The following is a 15,208-nucleotide window of genomic DNA, read 5'->3' as shown; positions in this document are numbered from 1 at the left end:
TCTGTGTCAGCTGGGACCGGTACGCGCGTAGTGAGTCCGAGCCCTCGGAAGGACCCCCTCTTGGCCGCCTCGCGCAACGCCTCGACCAATACGAACAACGGTGCCAGCACCGCCCCGCTGCGCATCTCCTTTGCAAAGATCAAGGAGCCCCTCGAGGTTCCGAACCTCCTGGCGCTGCAGACCGAGAGCTTTGACTGGCTGCTCGGCAACGCCGCCTGGAAGTCTCGCGTCGAGTCGGCGCTTGAGAGCGGACAGGACGTTCCCACCAAGTCCGGTCTGGAAGAGATCTTCGAGGAGATCTCGCCGATCGAGGACTTCTCCGGGTCGATGTCGCTGACGTTCCGCGACCACCGTTTCGAGCCGGCGAAGAACTCGGTCGACGAGTGCAAGGACCGCGACTTCACGTACGCGGCGCCGCTTTTCGTCACTGCCGAGTTCACGAACAACGAGACCGGAGAGATCAAGTCTCAGACGGTCTTCATGGGCGATTTCCCGCTCATGACCAACAAGGGCACCTTCGTCATCAACGGCACCGAGCGTGTCGTCGTGTCGCAGCTCGTCCGTTCCCCCGGTGTCTACTTCGACTCCTCCATCGACAAGACGTCCGACAAGGACATCTTCGCCGCCAAGATCATCCCTTCCCGGGGTGCCTGGCTCGAGATGGAGATCGACAAGCGTGACATGGTCGGTGTTCGCATCGACCGCAAGCGCAAGCAGTCCGTCACCGTCCTCCTGAAGGCTCTCGGCTGGACCACCGAGCAGATCCTCGAGGAGTTCGGCGAGTACGAGTCCATGCGCGCCACCCTGGAGAAGGACCACACCCAGGGCCAGGACGACGCGCTGCTCGACATCTACCGCAAGCTGCGTCCCGGCGAACCGCCGACCCGCGAAGCCGCTCAGACGCTGCTCGAGAACCTCTACTTCAACCCGAAGCGCTACGACCTCGCGAAGGTCGGCCGCTACAAGGTGAACAAGAAGCTCGGCGCCGACGAGCCGCTGGACGCCGGCGTGCTCACCACCGACGACGTCATCGCGACCATCAAGTACCTGGTCAAGCTGCACGCCGGTGAGACCGAGACCGTCGGTGAGTCGGGTCGTTCGATCGTCGTCGAGACCGACGACATCGACCACTTCGGCAACCGTCGTCTGCGCAACGTCGGCGAGCTCATCCAGAACCAGGTCCGTACGGGTCTGGCTCGTATGGAGCGCGTCGTCCGCGAGCGGATGACGACCCAGGACGTCGAGGCGATCACGCCGCAGACCCTGATCAACATCCGGCCGGTCGTCGCCTCCATCAAGGAGTTCTTCGGCACCAGCCAGCTGTCGCAGTTCATGGACCAGAACAACCCGCTGTCGGGTCTCACCCACAAGCGCCGTCTGTCGGCGCTTGGCCCGGGTGGTCTGTCCCGTGAGCGGGCCGGCTTCGAGGTCCGAGACGTTCACCCGTCGCACTACGGCCGCATGTGCCCGATCGAGACCCCTGAAGGCCCGAACATCGGTCTGATCGGCTCGCTCGCGTCCTACGGTCGCGTCAACGCGTTCGGTTTCGTCGAGACCCCGTACCGCAAGGTCATCGACGGTGTCGTCACCGACGAGGTCGACTACCTGACGGCCGACGAGGAAGACCGCTTCGTCATCGCCCAGGCCAACGCCGGCCTGTCCGACGAGATGCGCTTCACGGAGAACCGCGTACTGGTTCGCCGTCGTGGCGGCGAGATCGACTACATCGCCGGCGACGACGTCGACTACATGGACGTCTCCCCGCGCCAGATGGTGTCCGTCGCCACCGCGATGATCCCCTTCCTGGAGCACGACGACGCCAACCGTGCCCTCATGGGCGCGAACATGATGCGCCAGGCCGTTCCGCTCATCAAGGCGGAGGCGCCGCTCGTCGGCACCGGCATGGAGTACCGCTGTGCGGTCGACGCCGGTGACTCGATCCGTGCGGAGAAGGACGGTGTCGTCCAGGAGGTCTCGGCCGACTACATCACCGTCGCCAACGACGACGGCACGTACACCACGTACCGCGTCGCCAAGTTCTCCCGCTCGAACCAGGGCACCTCGGTCAACCAGAAGGTCATCGTCAACGAGGGTGACCGGATCATCGAGTCCCAGGTCCTCGCCGACGGTCCTGCGACCGAAGAGGGCGAAATGGCCCTCGGCAAGAACCTGCTCGTCGCGTTCATGCCCTGGGAAGGTCACAACTACGAGGACGCGATCATCCTGTCGCAGCGCCTCGTACAGGACGACGTCCTCTCCTCGATCCACATCGAGGAGCACGAGGTCGACGCCCGTGACACCAAGCTGGGCCCCGAGGAGATCACCCGGGACATCCCGAACGTCTCCGAGGAGGTCCTGGCGGACCTCGACGAGCGCGGCATCATCCGCATCGGTGCGGACGTCGTCGCCGGCGACATCCTGGTCGGAAAGGTCACGCCCAAGGGCGAGACCGAGCTGACCCCGGAAGAGCGCCTGCTCCGCGCGATCTTCGGTGAGAAGGCCCGCGAGGTGCGTGACACCTCGCTCAAGGTTCCTCACGGTGAGATCGGCAAGGTCATCGGTGTCCGCGTCTTCGACCGCGAGGAGGGCGACGAGCTTCCCCCGGGCGTGAACCAGCTGGTCCGCGTCTACGTCGCCCAGAAGCGCAAGATCACCGACGGTGACAAGCTCGCCGGCCGCCACGGCAACAAGGGTGTCATCTCCAAGATCCTTCCGATCGAGGACATGCCCTTCCTTGAGGACGGCACGCCGGTCGACATCATCCTGAACCCGCTGGGTGTCCCGTCCCGAATGAACCCGGGACAGGTCCTGGAGATCCACCTCGGCTGGCTCGCCAGCCGCGGCTGGGACGTCTCCGGCCTCGCGGAGGAGTGGGCCGAGCGACTGAAGGTCATCGGCGCCGACCGCGTCGAGCCCGGTACCAACGTCGCCACCCCGGTGTTCGACGGTGCCCGTGAGGACGAGATCTCCGGCCTCTTCGAGCACACGATCCCGAACCGCGACGGGGACCGCCTGGTCCTCCCGTCCGGCAAGGCGCGTCTGTTCGACGGCCGCTCCGGCGAGCCGTTCCCGGAGCCGGTCTCGGTCGGCTACATGTACATCCTGAAGCTCCACCACCTGGTCGACGACAAGCTCCACGCTCGGTCGACCGGTCCGTACTCGATGATCACGCAGCAGCCGCTGGGTGGTAAGGCGCAGTTCGGTGGCCAGCGCTTCGGTGAGATGGAGGTGTGGGCGCTCGAGGCTTATGGCGCCGCTTACGCCCTCCAGGAGCTCCTGACCATCAAGTCCGATGACGTGACCGGCCGCGTGAAGGTCTACGAGGCCATCGTCAAGGGCGAGAACATCCCCGAGCCGGGCATTCCCGAGTCCTTCAAGGTGCTCATCAAGGAAATGCAGTCGCTCTGCCTCAACGTGGAGGTGCTGTCCTCGGACGGCATGTCCATCGAGATGCGCGACACCGACGAGGACGTCTTCCGCGCGGCGGAGGAGCTCGGTATCGACCTGTCCCGGCGTGAGCCGAGCAGCGTCGAAGAGGTCTGACGGGCCTGACGGGGGGCTCGCTCAAGAGCCCCCCGTCATCCCCGGGACCGTTCAGACCATGATTGAGACTCGACCCCGAAAGAGGGATTGACGCACAGTGCTCGACGTCAACTTCTTCGACGAGCTGCGGATCGGCCTTGCCACCGCGGACGACATCCGAACCTGGTCCCACGGCGAGGTCAAGAAGCCGGAGACCATCAACTACCGCACCCTCAAGCCCGAGAAGGACGGACTCTTCTGCGAGAAGATCTTCGGTCCGACCCGGGACTGGGAGTGCTACTGCGGTAAGTACAAGCGTGTCCGCTTCAAGGGCATCATCTGTGAGCGTTGTGGCGTCGAAGTCACGCGCGCCAAGGTGCGTCGCGAGCGGATGGGCCACATCGAGCTTGCCGCTCCCGTCACCCACATCTGGTACTTCAAGGGCGTCCCGTCGCGCCTCGGATACCTGCTGGACCTCGCGCCGAAGGACCTCGAGAAGGTCATCTACTTCGCCGCGTACATGATCACGTTCGTGGACGACGAGCGCCGCACCCGCGACCTCCCGTCCCTGGAGGCACACGTCTCCGTCGAGCGCCAGCAGATCGAGAACCGACGCGACTCGGACCTCGAAGGCCGTGCCAAGAAGCTCGAGAGCGACCTGGCCGAGCTCGAGGCCGAGGGCGCGAAGGCCGACGTGCGCCGCAAGGTGCGCGAAGGCGCCGAGCGCGAGATGAAGCAGCTCCGTGACCGCGCCCAGCGCGAGATCGACCGCCTCGACGAGGTGTGGGCCCGCTTCAAGAACCTCAAGGTCCAGGACCTCGAGGGCGACGAGCTGCTCTACCGCGAGCTGCGCGACCGCTTCGGTACGTACTTCGACGGCTGCATGGGCGCCGCGGCGCTCCAGAAGCGTCTGGAGTCCTTCGACCTCGACGAAGAGGCCGAGCGCCTCCGCGAGATCATCCGTACCGGCAAGGGCCAGAAGAAGACCCGTGCGCTCAAGCGCCTCAAGGTCGTCTCCGCGTTCCTGCAGACCAGCAACAAGCCCAAGGGCATGGTTCTGGACTGCGTGCCGGTGATCCCGCCGGACCTGCGTCCGATGGTGCAGCTGGACGGTGGCCGCTTCGCGACCTCCGACCTGAACGACCTGTACCGCCGCGTGATCAACCGCAACAACCGCCTGAAGCGCCTTCTCGACCTCGGTGCCCCCGAGATCATCGTGAACAACGAGAAGCGCATGCTCCAGGAAGCCGTCGACGCCCTCTTCGACAACGGTCGTCGTGGTCGTCCGGTGACCGGTCCCGGTAACCGTCCGCTGAAGTCCCTGAGCGACATGCTCAAGGGCAAGCAGGGTCGATTCCGTCAGAACCTCCTCGGCAAGCGCGTGGACTACTCCGCGCGTTCCGTGATCGTCGTCGGTCCGCAGCTGAAGCTGCACCAGTGTGGTCTGCCCAAGGCCATGGCGCTGGAGCTCTTCAAGCCGTTCGTGATGAAGCGCCTGGTCGACCTGAACCACGCGCAGAACATCAAGTCGGCGAAGCGCATGGTCGAGCGCGGCCGCACGGTCGTCTACGACGTGCTCGAAGAGGTCATCGCCGAGCACCCGGTTCTGCTGAACCGTGCGCCCACGCTGCACCGCCTCGGCATCCAGGCCTTCGAGCCCCAGCTGGTCGAAGGCAAGGCCATCCAGATCCACCCGCTCGTCTGCACCGCGTTCAACGCGGACTTCGACGGTGACCAGATGGCCGTGCACCTGCCGCTTTCGGCAGAGGCGCAGGCCGAGGCCCGCATCCTGATGCTGTCCTCGAACAACATCCTGAAGCCGGCAGACGGTCGTCCCGTCACCATGCCGACCCAGGACATGGTGCTGGGTCTGTTCTTCCTCACCACCGACGGCGAGCTCCGCGACGTCAAGGGCGAGGGCCGTGCGTTCGGCTCGACCGCCGAGGCGACGATGGCGTTCGACAACGGTGAGCTGGCTCTCCAGTCGGCCGTCGACATCCGCTTCCCGGTGGGCACCATCCCGCCGCGCGGCTGGGTGGCGCCGATCGCCGAAGAGGGCGAGCAGGAGTTCCAGCCGGGCGACAGCTTCCGTCTGAAGACGACCCTGGGCCGCGCGCTCTTCAACGAGCTGCTGCCCGAGGACTACCCGTTCGTCGACTACTCGGTGGGCAAGAAGCAGCTCTCCGAGATCGTCAACGACCTGGCGGAGCGCTACCCCAAGGTGATCGTGGCGGCGACGCTCGACAACCTGAAGGCGGCCGGCTTCCACTGGGCGACCCGTTCGGGCGTCACCGTGGCCATCTCCGACGTCGTCGTGCCCGAGGCCAAGAAGGCCATCGTCAAGGGCTACGAGGAGCTGGACGAGAAGGTCCAGAAGCAGTACGAGCGCGGTCTGATCACCAAGGACGAGCGCACGCAGGAGCTCATCGCGATCTGGACCAAGGCGACCAACGAGGTTGCCGAGGCGATGAACGCGAACTTCCCCAAGACGAACCCCATCTTCATGATGGTTGACTCGGGTGCCCGAGGAAACATGATGCAGATGCGACAGATCGCCGGTATGCGTGGTCTGGTGTCGAACGCGAAGAACGAGACCATCCCGCGTCCGATCAAGGCGTCCTTCCGTGAGGGCCTCACCGTTCTGGAGTACTTCATCTCCACGCACGGTGCCCGTAAGGGTCTGGCGGACACCGCCCTGCGTACCGCCGACTCGGGTTACCTCACCCGTCGTCTGGTGGACGTCTCGCAGGACGTCATCATCCGCGAGGAGGACTGCGGCACCGAGCGCGGCCTGAAGCTGAAGATCGCCGTTCGCGGCGAGGACGGCGCGCTGCGCAAGGCCGACGACGTCGAGACCTCGATCTACGCCCGCATGCTGGCCGAGGACGTCGTCATCGACGGCAAGGTCATCGCGCCGGCCAACGTCGACCTCGGTGACGTGCTCATCGACGCCCTGGTCGCCAACGGCGTCGAGGAGGTCAAGACCCGCTCGGTCCTGACCTGTGAGTCCGCGGTCGGCACCTGTGCCTTCTGCTACGGACGCTCGCTCGCCACCGGCAAGCTGGTCGACATCGGTGAGGCGGTCGGCATCATCGCCGCCCAGTCCATCGGTGAGCCCGGTACCCAGCTGACGATGCGTACCTTCCACACCGGTGGTGTGGCCGGTGACGACATCACGCAGGGTCTGCCGCGTGTCGTCGAGCTCTTCGAGGCCCGTACCCCGAAGGGTGTCGCCCCGATCTCCGAGGCCGCCGGCCGCGTGCGGATCGAGGAGACCGAGAAGACGAAGAAGATCGTCATCACGCCCGACGACGGCAGCGAGGAGACGGCCTTCCCGATCTCCAAGCGCGCCAAGGTCATCGTCGGCGAGGGCGACCACGTCGAGGTCGGCCAGAAGCTGACCATGGGTGCCACCAACCCGCACGACGTGCTGCGCATCCTCGGCCAGCGTGCGGTCCAGGTCCACCTGGTCGGCGAAGTCCAGAAGGTCTACAACTCGCAGGGCGTGTCGATCCACGACAAGCACATCGAGATCATCATCCGGCAGATGCTGCGCCGCGTGACGATCATCGAGTCCGGCGACGCGGAGCTCCTGCCGGGCGAGCTGGTCGAGCGGTCGAAGTTCGAGACCGAGAACCGTCGTGTGGTCACCGAGGGCGGTCACCCCGCCTCCGGCCGTCCGCAGCTGATGGGTATCACCAAGGCCTCGCTCGCGACCGAGTCCTGGCTGTCGGCGGCGTCGTTCCAGGAGACGACCAGGGTTCTGACGGACGCGGCGATCAACGCCAAGTCCGACTCCCTGATCGGCCTCAAGGAGAACGTCATCATCGGTAAGCTCATCCCGGCCGGTACGGGCCTCGCCCGCTACCGCAACATCCGGGTCGAGCCGACCGAGGAAGCCAAGGCCGCGATGTACTCGGCCGTCGGCTACGACGACATCGACTACTCGCCCTTCGGCACCGGCTCCGGCCAGGCTGTCCCGCTGGAGGACTACGACTACGGCCCGTACAACGGCTGAGGTCGCTGAGCAGTAGGCAGTACGAAGAAGCCCCCCGCCGCTCCGAGAGGAGAGGCGGGGGGCTTCTTCGTGTTGTCGACGGTGTCGTGGATCAGGGCCGTCGGCGGCGGCGGAGGCCCGCCACGGTGACCGAGGTGAGGGCCAGGAGGGCGAGGGTGGCGCCGGCCAGGCCGGGGGTGAGGCCCTTGGGGGTGAAGGTGCAGGAGACCTTGTCCGTGCCCGGGGTGATGTCCAGGGAGACCAGGCCGTGGAAGCTCTTCACCGGGGCCGAGCACTGCCAGCCGGGGACGTCGGTCATGGCGAAGACGGCGGTGCCGGAGGCTCCCTTCGGGAGGGTGGCCTCGATGGTGTGGCCGCCCGCGCCGACCTGGGTGGCGCCCGTGGCGGTGAGGCGGCCGACCGCCTGGGAGAGTGCGGCCCGGTCCAGGCAGCCGATGGGGTGCTCGCCGGCGGTGGCGTCGCGGGTGCGGGTGTCCACGGTGACGTCGACGGTGCCGGACGCGGGGACCTCGCCGAGGCTCACGACCCCGGTCATCCGGTCCTCCAGGGGCCTTGCGGTGCCGCCGGAGGTGAGGGTTCCGTACAGCTGGGGGGAGTACCAGAAGGCCTCGGAGCCGGGCGTGCAGGTGGCGGCGTACGTCTGTCGGGTGGCGCTGCCGCCCCGGGTGACGGGCGGGACCCGGTAGACGGTGGAGCCGAGGACCTGCTCCTGGCGGGCGTAGACGCTGGCCGGCGGGTTGGGGGAGGAGTACGGGGCGCTGCGGACGGTGACCAGGGGCGGGGTGGGGAAGGTGCGGGCCGTCCAGCTGTTCTTCTGCGGACCCGGTTCGGCCCGGGCGCCGATCGAGAAGATCGCGTCCAGGACGGGATTGTCGGCGCCGAAGAAGGTCCGGCCGTCGTTCTTGTAGCCGTAGCCGAGGGGTTCGAGGGCCTTGTACGTGTTCTCGGGGAGGTAGCTGCTGTAGTACTGCGGGCCCTCGGCCCGGAGCGAGAGCGCGTCGTTGTACGAGGTCTGCGGGGCGCCCGAGTCGGTCCGGTACGCGGGCCAGCCGTCGACCGAACGGACGGCGTCGAAGTGGTTCGTGATCGACTGGCTGGACGTGGCGATCGGCTTCGCCCAGCGTTCGCGGGCGCGGCGGGCGTCCGCGTTGACCGCGGCGGCGGTGGATTCGGCGAAGACGACGCCGACCATGAGGACGGCGGCCACGGGGATCAGTACCCGGCGCTTCTCGCCCAGCGCCAGCAGGACCAGGGCCAGGAGCGACACCGCGCCGCCGCCCAGGACGGCCGGCCAGGTGGTGCCGCCGAAGTCGTTGGTGTGGCGCAGCACGAAGGTCGCGACGACCAGCAGGGCGGCGCTCAGCGCCAGGTGCAGCGGGCGCGGCCGGTTGGCCAGCGAGAGCCAGGCGACGATCACGACCATGCCGCTGAAGACGAAGGCCTCGCGGTAGGGATTGCCGTTCGGCACCGCCAGTCCGTGCCACACGTACTGGGTGGGCGGGAACTGGAAGGAGAGGACGACGAGCAGGGTCGCCGCCGCCCACACCAGCCGGGTCCGGCGGGCGACGGCCGTGTTGAGGAGGAAGGACCCCGCCAGGATCAGGCCGAGCGAGGCCACGTACAGCCGGGGCCGGCCGCCCCACAGGTAGGTGCCGGGGAGCATGCCGGTCAGGAAGATCTCGATCCGGACGGGATCGAAGGCGGCCGCCTTGGTGGGCTGGGCGGCTCCGCTGGAGAGGAACGAGGGCAGGAGGAGGGGGAGCGTGAGCAGGATGCCGGTCGCGGCGGCCGTCGCGGCCCGCCACACGGCGCGCAGCCGCTGGGCTCCGGTCAGGTCGAGGACGATCAGGCGAATGGCGAGCAGCACGCAGGCGGCCATCGTCGCCATCATCGCGGTGTAGAAGTTCCCGAACCAGGCGAGCGCGACCAGCAGGGCCACGCCCGGCCAGCGGCGTTCCTCCAGGCACCACTCGACGGCGATGCCCAGGAGCGGGAGCGCGACCAGGCCCCACATCCACATGGGGATGTACGAGGCGTCGCTGAGCGCCCAGCCGCACAGTCCGTAGACGGCTCCGAGCACGCCCCGCTGCCACCACGGTCCCGGCTGCAGCTTGCCGAGGTAGACGGCCATCAGGGCGGCGGCGGTGCCCATCGTGACCGGGGTGATCACGAAGACGGCGAGGTCCACGTGCGCGCGGGGGACGAGGACGGCCAGCCAGGAGAAGGGGTTGCCGAGGTAGGTGTAGTAGTCGGACAGGAACTGCTGGCCGAAGCCGCCGCGCCAGGTGAAGAGGAGGTCCCCGGCGGCCTGGCCGTGGACCAGGTCCCACAGGGCGCGGTGGAACGGGACGTACTGGTTGGCCTGGTCGTTGACGGCCCGGCCGGTGGTGCCGAAGGGGAAGGTGCCCCGGGCGGCCCAGGACGCGCAGAAGGCGCCCGCGGCGATGAGGAAGGCGAGCAGGGGGGCGTGGAACCGGCCGGCGCGGCGCGGCGCCGGCCGGTCCTCCCGGGGGGGTGGACTGCTGTGCTTGGCGGGCTCCTCGGCCACGGTCCCCAATGCTCTGCTCCCTGCTGGTCGAGTGCTGCTGTCGGAGGTTTTGTCCGACTCGCCAGTCTAGGTCGACCGCGGGGGCCCGCCGCGTGCTCGGGTCAGCGGGCGGTGAGCTGCCAGGCCGTCATGGCGATCGCCGAGACCGCCGCCATGGCGGTGACGCTGGCGAGCGGCCAGCGGGCCCGCTCCAGGGAGTCCAAGCGGGATTCGTGGTCGGCGAGCTGACGGTCGGTCTGGTCGCTGCGCTGGACCAGCAGGGCCAGCGATCCGTCGACCCGGGCGAACCCGGCCTCCATGGTGCCGCGCAGGCGTTCCAGTTCGACGGCGACGGAGAGCGGGTCCGGCATGTGCGGTTCCGTCATGCGCGCTCGTCCTCCGGGTGCGGGGTACGGGCGTCGGCGTCGGCGTCGATGTGGGCTTCGGCGTCGCGGGCGATGAGGGCGAGCAGGGTGCGGTCGGGGTCGTGCGGCCACTCGGTACGCAGCCAGCCGGGCAGTACGGCCTGTACGCCGGGCAGCGCCATCACCCGGGTGAGCGCGCCGGCGGCGGTGAGGGCGGCCGCCACCCAGGGCAGCGCGGCGGGGATGCCGGACGCGTCGACCAGGGCGGGCAGCAGGACGGCCATCGCCAGGGCGGTCTGGACGAGGGTGCGCAGGGTGCGCTTGCCGGCTTCGGACATGGGTGGTGCCTTCTTTCGGTGGGGCGGGGGTGGGGGGACCGGTCGTCAGCCGGAGTGCGGGACCTTGAGGGCGTTCCAGGAGGTGCGGCCCGGCCAGCCGTCGGCGTCGGCGCCGGCGAAGCCGAGCTTGCGCTGCCACTTCGCGTACGAGAGGCGGTCGGCCTCCGTCCACTGGGGGCCCGGGCCCTGGGCGTAGGCGGAGCAGCCCTCGGCGACCAGGCGCTTGCCCATGGCGGTGACGATCGGGGAGCGGGGGGCGGCGGTGAAGAAGGCGGCGCCGGGGAAGGGCTGGTAGCCGCCGTCTCCGCCGGCCGGCGGGGTGGGGTGGCCGCCCTGGCCGCCCGGGGCGGAGGCGAGGCGGGCGGCGATGCGGGCGCGCAGGTCCTGCATGGTGAACCCGCGCGGGTCGACCTTGGTGTTGGTCCACTCCTTGTGGCCGATGACCGACGGGGCGCTCCAGCCGTGGGCCCGGCACAGGGCGGCCGAGGCGCGCTCGATGGCATCGAGCTGGGCGGCGGGCCACGGGTCGCGGCCGTCGCCGAGGTTGACGCACTCGAAGCCGTAGAAGTGGGCGTTGCCGTCGGTGTCGTTGCGGCGGGGGGCGGGGAGGGCGGTCTCGGCGGCGACGGCGTCCAGGACGTCGCCGTCGCCGAGGCCCGCGTGGTTGGTGCGGCCGTGGCCGATCAGGTGGACGCCGCCGTCCTTGTCGATCACTCCGTGACAGAGGGGGCCGGGGAGTTCGGCGTAGCCGTCGCGGCAGAGGGCGACGCTGGAGGTGGTGCCGGCGCTGACGGTGTGGTGGATCACGATGCCGTTGACCGGGCCCCAGGCGCCCTTGTGATTGCGGTTGTGGGTGCGCCAGCCGGGGTGCTCTATGACGGTCACCCCCTCGGCGCGCAGGGCGGCGAGGAGGGTGTCGGCGGTGAGGGGGGTGGCCATGTCGGGCTCCTTCGGACATGCGGAAGCCCCGGGCCGGGGGTGGCTCGGGGCCGGGGGTGGCTCGGGGCTGGGTGGGGTGGGGCGCTGGGTGGTGCGGGGCTGGACGGGGCGGGGGCCGGGGAGGCCGTGCGGGTCGGTGGCTCGGGGCTCCGCCCCGGACCCCGCGCCTCAAACGCCGGCGGGGCCGGGTTGGCTCAAGCGCCGACGGGGCTGGATCAGGTGGGGCCGGGGAGCCAGGAGGCGCACAGGGCGGCGTAGGCCGTGACGCGGGATTCGAAGTCCGCCAGGGCCGCGGCCACCGCGGTGGGGATCGCCGACCGGTTCGGGAGCACCGGGCCTTCCGGCGGGGGGTTCAGTACGGTCTGGCCGGTGCCGCGGAGCTGGGCGCCGGACTCGCCCGTCTCGGTGAGCTGGGCGGTGACGTACACCGCCGGGTAGCCGCTGACCGGGTCCGGTTCCAGGGTGTCGCCCAGGCCGGCGTCGTGGACGCGGATCTGGAGGGTGTGGCCGGCCTCGGTGACCGTGGCGCGGCCCGCGTAGTCGAGGGCGATGCCCCAGGGCTGGGTCGGATCGATGTTCACGGGGAGGGTCTCCTCAGCTCTGGGTGCCGTACATCATGAGCGGCTGGGCGTAGACGAGCCCGGTGCCGCTGGTGACCATCGCCTGGATCTCCACCTTGACCAGGCTGCCGAAGCGGGCGTTGAAGTCGTCGGTGACCGCGGCGGTGCGGTCGAGGACCGTGCCGGTGGTGACCGGGTCGCCCCACGGGGCCCCGTCCACGAGGATCCGTACCTGCCCGGTGACGCCCGCCGCCGCGGCGGTGTTGCAGTACACCCGCAGACGGGGCTGCCACAGCGGGTTGAAGGAGCGGGCGACGGTGGTCCAGGCGGTGGCGTTGGTCTGCGGCCAGCGGGCGGTCGCCAGGTCCTGCGGGGGCAGCATGGCGAGCCAGGGGCGGGCCAGGCCGCCGGTGACCACGTCGTCCGAGAGGATCTCGTGGCCGTACGCGTCGAACACGCGGACGGCCTGGTCGTAGGTGCCGGTGACGGCGTTGCGGATGCTCAGCGCGGTCTTGCCGCTCTGCCGCTTGATCTCCAGGCCGTACTCGGTGGCGGACCAGAAGCCGACGCCCAGGATCCGGGTGCCGTTCGGCTCCTCCACGGACAGCGAGCCGCCGTCCTTGATCGTCAGCGCGCCGCCGGTGACGGTGTCGAGCGCGGGGCGGGTGTTGACGGCGGTGGACAGCTGCTGGATCCGGCGTTCCATTGCGGTCAGCCGGTCGATGATGTCCTCGGGCAGTTGGGGCATCAGGCCTCCTCCAGGTAGAGCTCGGCGGTGTCCGGACGGCCCCGCTCCGGCGGGCTGACCTTGACGCCGATGATGCGGAAGCGGGCGTCCAGGCCCTGCGGATGCCATTCGTCGGTGATCCGGATGCGGACGCTCCGGCCCAGCAGGGCCGGCGGTATCTCGCTGCCGAGGCGGACGGTGATCTCCGGGATGACGACCGCCCCGCGGGCCCGGGCGAGTTCGCCGGCCGCCAGCCCCGTGAGGACGGCCTTGTCGCTGACGGTGTTGTGGTCGGACGACAGGTCGATGCGGGGCCAGCCGCCGGCGATCAGGTCGTCGGCGACCAGCTCGTCCGAGTACACCGGCCGCGATTCCTCGGTCTGGTTGCTGTTGGCCGAGGCGCCGCGGGCCCGGGCGGTGGTGCCGCCGCGGGTCGCGTCGCGCGGGAAGGTGTACGAGAGGATCGCGCCGGGCCGGTCCAGGACCAGGTCGGTGGAGCCCGTGTGGATGCGCGGGCTGCCCAGGCGCAGCAGCCGGGTGCGGGCTCCGGAGACCGGGTCGCGGAAGACGGAGATCTGGTGCTCGAAGCCGTTCTCCGAGGTGGCCAGGGTTTCGAGGGCCTCGGAGTACAGGGTCTCGTCACCGTCGCGCCAGGCCCCCGTACGCAGGACGCCGGAGGTTTCGTTCCCGAAGGTGACGCCGATGTCGCCGCCCGCGGCGGACTGCATCCGGCGCCACAGCTCCCGGGCCAGTTCGAACTGGTCGGTGGGGGTGGTGGCGGCGAAGTTCTGGCGGATGCGGCGGCGGCCCGCGTAGGAGTCGAAGGTGGCCGCCTGGATGCTGAGGCTGATCACGCCCCGCCCGCTGCTCTGCAGGGTGCTCGTCCAGACGATCCCGCCCCACCACAGGTCGCCGCCGCGCTCCAGGTAGACGGCCGTACGGCCCTCCTCGATGCGGCTGACCCGGGCGGCGAGGGCGGAGTCGGGGACCGGGATGGTGCCCGAGAGGGCGCCCGGCTTGCCGATGAAGTCGTCGATGGAGACGTCGCGCAGCGGGAGGATGTCGATGGTGCTGTCGGTCCGTACGTCGCAGAAGATCGCGCGGTACGGGGTCTCGGTGCTCATTTGGCCTCGTAGGTGGCTGCGCCCGCGATGGTGTGCCCGGCGGCCCAGGTCCACGGGGTGACGGAATCGGCGATGCCCGAGACGAGGACGGGGTCCCCGCTGGGCATGCCGCTGGACAGCTCCAGCTCGAAGAACGAGGTGGAGGTGAGCCGCATCCGGGCGACGGCGCGCTCCCGGGTGGTGGACTGGAGCTCGGCGAAGCCGATGCAGCGCGAGAGGACGGCGGATTTCACCGGCAGGGTGAAGCGCCAGTTGTCGGCGCTGTTCGGTGCGGTGCCGAAGTTGGTCCCGGCGCCGAAGGCGATGGTGAAGTTGAGGTGGACGGTGGGGCCCTGCTGGATCCACCGGCCGCTGACCTGGGCGTCCCCGAAGGCGGGCGGCGCGGCGCCGGTGGCGGTGGTCCACACCGGGGTCCAGTCCTGCCAGGCCGGCTGGGGCGGGTACGGCAGCCACGCGGTGCCGTCCCAGCGCTGGAGGCCGCCGCCGAGGTCGCGGTACTGGCCCGGGTAGGCGCCGAGGGAGGTGTCGCTGGTGACGGGGAGGATGCCGCCGACGGCGACGGTGCTCGTGCGCAGGCCCACCAGGGCGGTGGCCCAGGCGATGCCGCCGGTGCCGGCGCTGGTCCCGGCGGGAACGGCGACCGTGTAGAGGGGGAGGGAGAGCGGCGGGGTCGCCGGGGCGGCCGGGCTGGCCGCCGGTACGCCGCGGACGATCTCGACGCTGGCCTCGGTGAGCCCGGAGGCGTCGTACTCGTCGTCCCGGACGCGCACCACGACGAGGTCGATCCGGCCGTACTGGGCGTGGCCGTCGACGAAGGTCAGGTTCACCGACTGGGTGAGGGCGACGGGGTAGGCGCCCTGGCTGTCGGTGCCCTGGATGACGGCTCGGCCGGGGTAGACGGTCGCGCCCATCGCGGTCGTACCGGCGACGGTGAAGCCGGAGATCCGGGTCTTGCCGTCGCTGGACCCGGGCAGGATGCCGGACCGGCTGGCGACCGGGGAGGTGGGCGTCAGGGCGCCGAGCGAGGTGACACGGGTGTCGGACCGGGTCTGGCCGACGACCGGGAGCCAGGCGGATCGCACGTTCAC

9 protein-coding genes and 1 pseudogene are annotated in these 15,208 nt (G+C 69.7%); 2 read left to right on the top strand and 8 right to left on the bottom strand.

The annotated features are described in order from the left end of the window. Nucleotides 1–60: 60 nt before the first annotated feature. Together rpoB and OG898_RS08420 are read left to right on the top strand one after the other, a co-directional pair. A complete protein-coding gene (gene rpoB, locus OG898_RS08425; protein WP_266880605.1) occupies nt 61–3,543 on the top strand; it encodes a DNA-directed RNA polymerase subunit beta in 3,483 nt (1,160 codons plus the stop codon). A gap of 97 nt (nt 3,544–3,640) precedes the next feature. Further along, nucleotides 3,641–7,540 (top strand): DNA-directed RNA polymerase subunit beta', encoded by a 3,900-nt coding sequence (locus OG898_RS08420; RefSeq protein WP_266955924.1) that lies wholly within the window; start codon nt 3,641–3,643, stop codon nt 7,538–7,540. Nucleotides 7,541–7,631: 91 nt separating this feature from the next. Here OG898_RS08420 and OG898_RS08415 read toward each other — a convergent pair whose 3' ends face one another. The 8 genes and pseudogenes from OG898_RS08415 to OG898_RS08380 all read right to left on the bottom strand — a co-directional run bounded on the left by OG898_RS08415 (nt 7,632) and on the right by OG898_RS08380 (nt 15,208). Further along, nucleotides 7,632–10,088 (bottom strand): YfhO family protein, encoded by a 2,457-nt coding sequence (locus tag OG898_RS08415; RefSeq protein WP_266955921.1) that lies wholly within the window; start codon nt 10,086–10,088, stop codon nt 7,632–7,634. A 101-nt stretch (nt 10,089–10,189) separates the two neighbouring features. Continuing rightward, complete coding sequence (locus OG898_RS08410; RefSeq protein WP_250754724.1) at nt 10,190–10,453, bottom strand: hypothetical protein; 264 nt, start codon at nt 10,451–10,453, stop codon at nt 10,190–10,192. Between the two features lie 104 nt (nt 10,454–10,557). Continuing rightward, nucleotides 10,558–10,770: pseudogene (locus OG898_RS08405) on the bottom strand (hypothetical protein); the annotation flags it as partial. A gap of 45 nt (nt 10,771–10,815) precedes the next feature. Further along, on the bottom strand, nt 10,816–11,709 hold the full coding sequence (locus OG898_RS08400) for a peptidoglycan-binding protein (RefSeq protein ID WP_250754722.1): 894 nt from the start codon (nt 11,707–11,709) through the stop codon (nt 10,816–10,818). Between the two features lie 215 nt (nt 11,710–11,924). After that, the gene (locus OG898_RS08395; RefSeq protein WP_250754720.1) at nt 11,925–12,290 is read right to left on the bottom strand and encodes an ATP-binding protein; all 366 of its coding nucleotides are present in this window, start codon (nt 12,288–12,290) and stop codon (nt 11,925–11,927) included. Between the two features lie 13 nt (nt 12,291–12,303). Further along, on the bottom strand, nt 12,304–13,017 hold the full coding sequence (locus OG898_RS08390) for a hypothetical protein (protein ID WP_250754718.1): 714 nt from the start codon (nt 13,015–13,017) through the stop codon (nt 12,304–12,306). Beyond that, nucleotides 13,017–14,120, bottom strand: coding sequence for a hypothetical protein (locus tag OG898_RS08385; protein WP_266955917.1), 1,104 nt, complete (start codon nt 14,118–14,120; stop codon nt 13,017–13,019). The genes OG898_RS08390 and OG898_RS08385 overlap by 1 nt, the downstream gene beginning before the upstream one ends. Further along, nucleotides 14,117–15,208 (bottom strand): hypothetical protein, encoded by a 1,092-nt coding sequence (locus OG898_RS08380; protein ID WP_266955915.1) that lies wholly within the window; start codon nt 15,206–15,208, stop codon nt 14,117–14,119. The genes OG898_RS08385 and OG898_RS08380 overlap by 4 nt, the downstream gene beginning before the upstream one ends.

The sequence above is a fragment of the Streptomyces sp. NBC_00193 genome, assembly GCF_026342735.1.
In the GTDB taxonomy this organism is placed as follows: Bacteria; Actinomycetota; Actinomycetes; order Streptomycetales; family Streptomycetaceae; genus Streptomyces; species Streptomyces stoeckheimensis.
The sequence above is the reverse complement of the archived record's forward strand: the minus strand, read 5'-3'. Positions and strand labels throughout refer to the sequence as shown.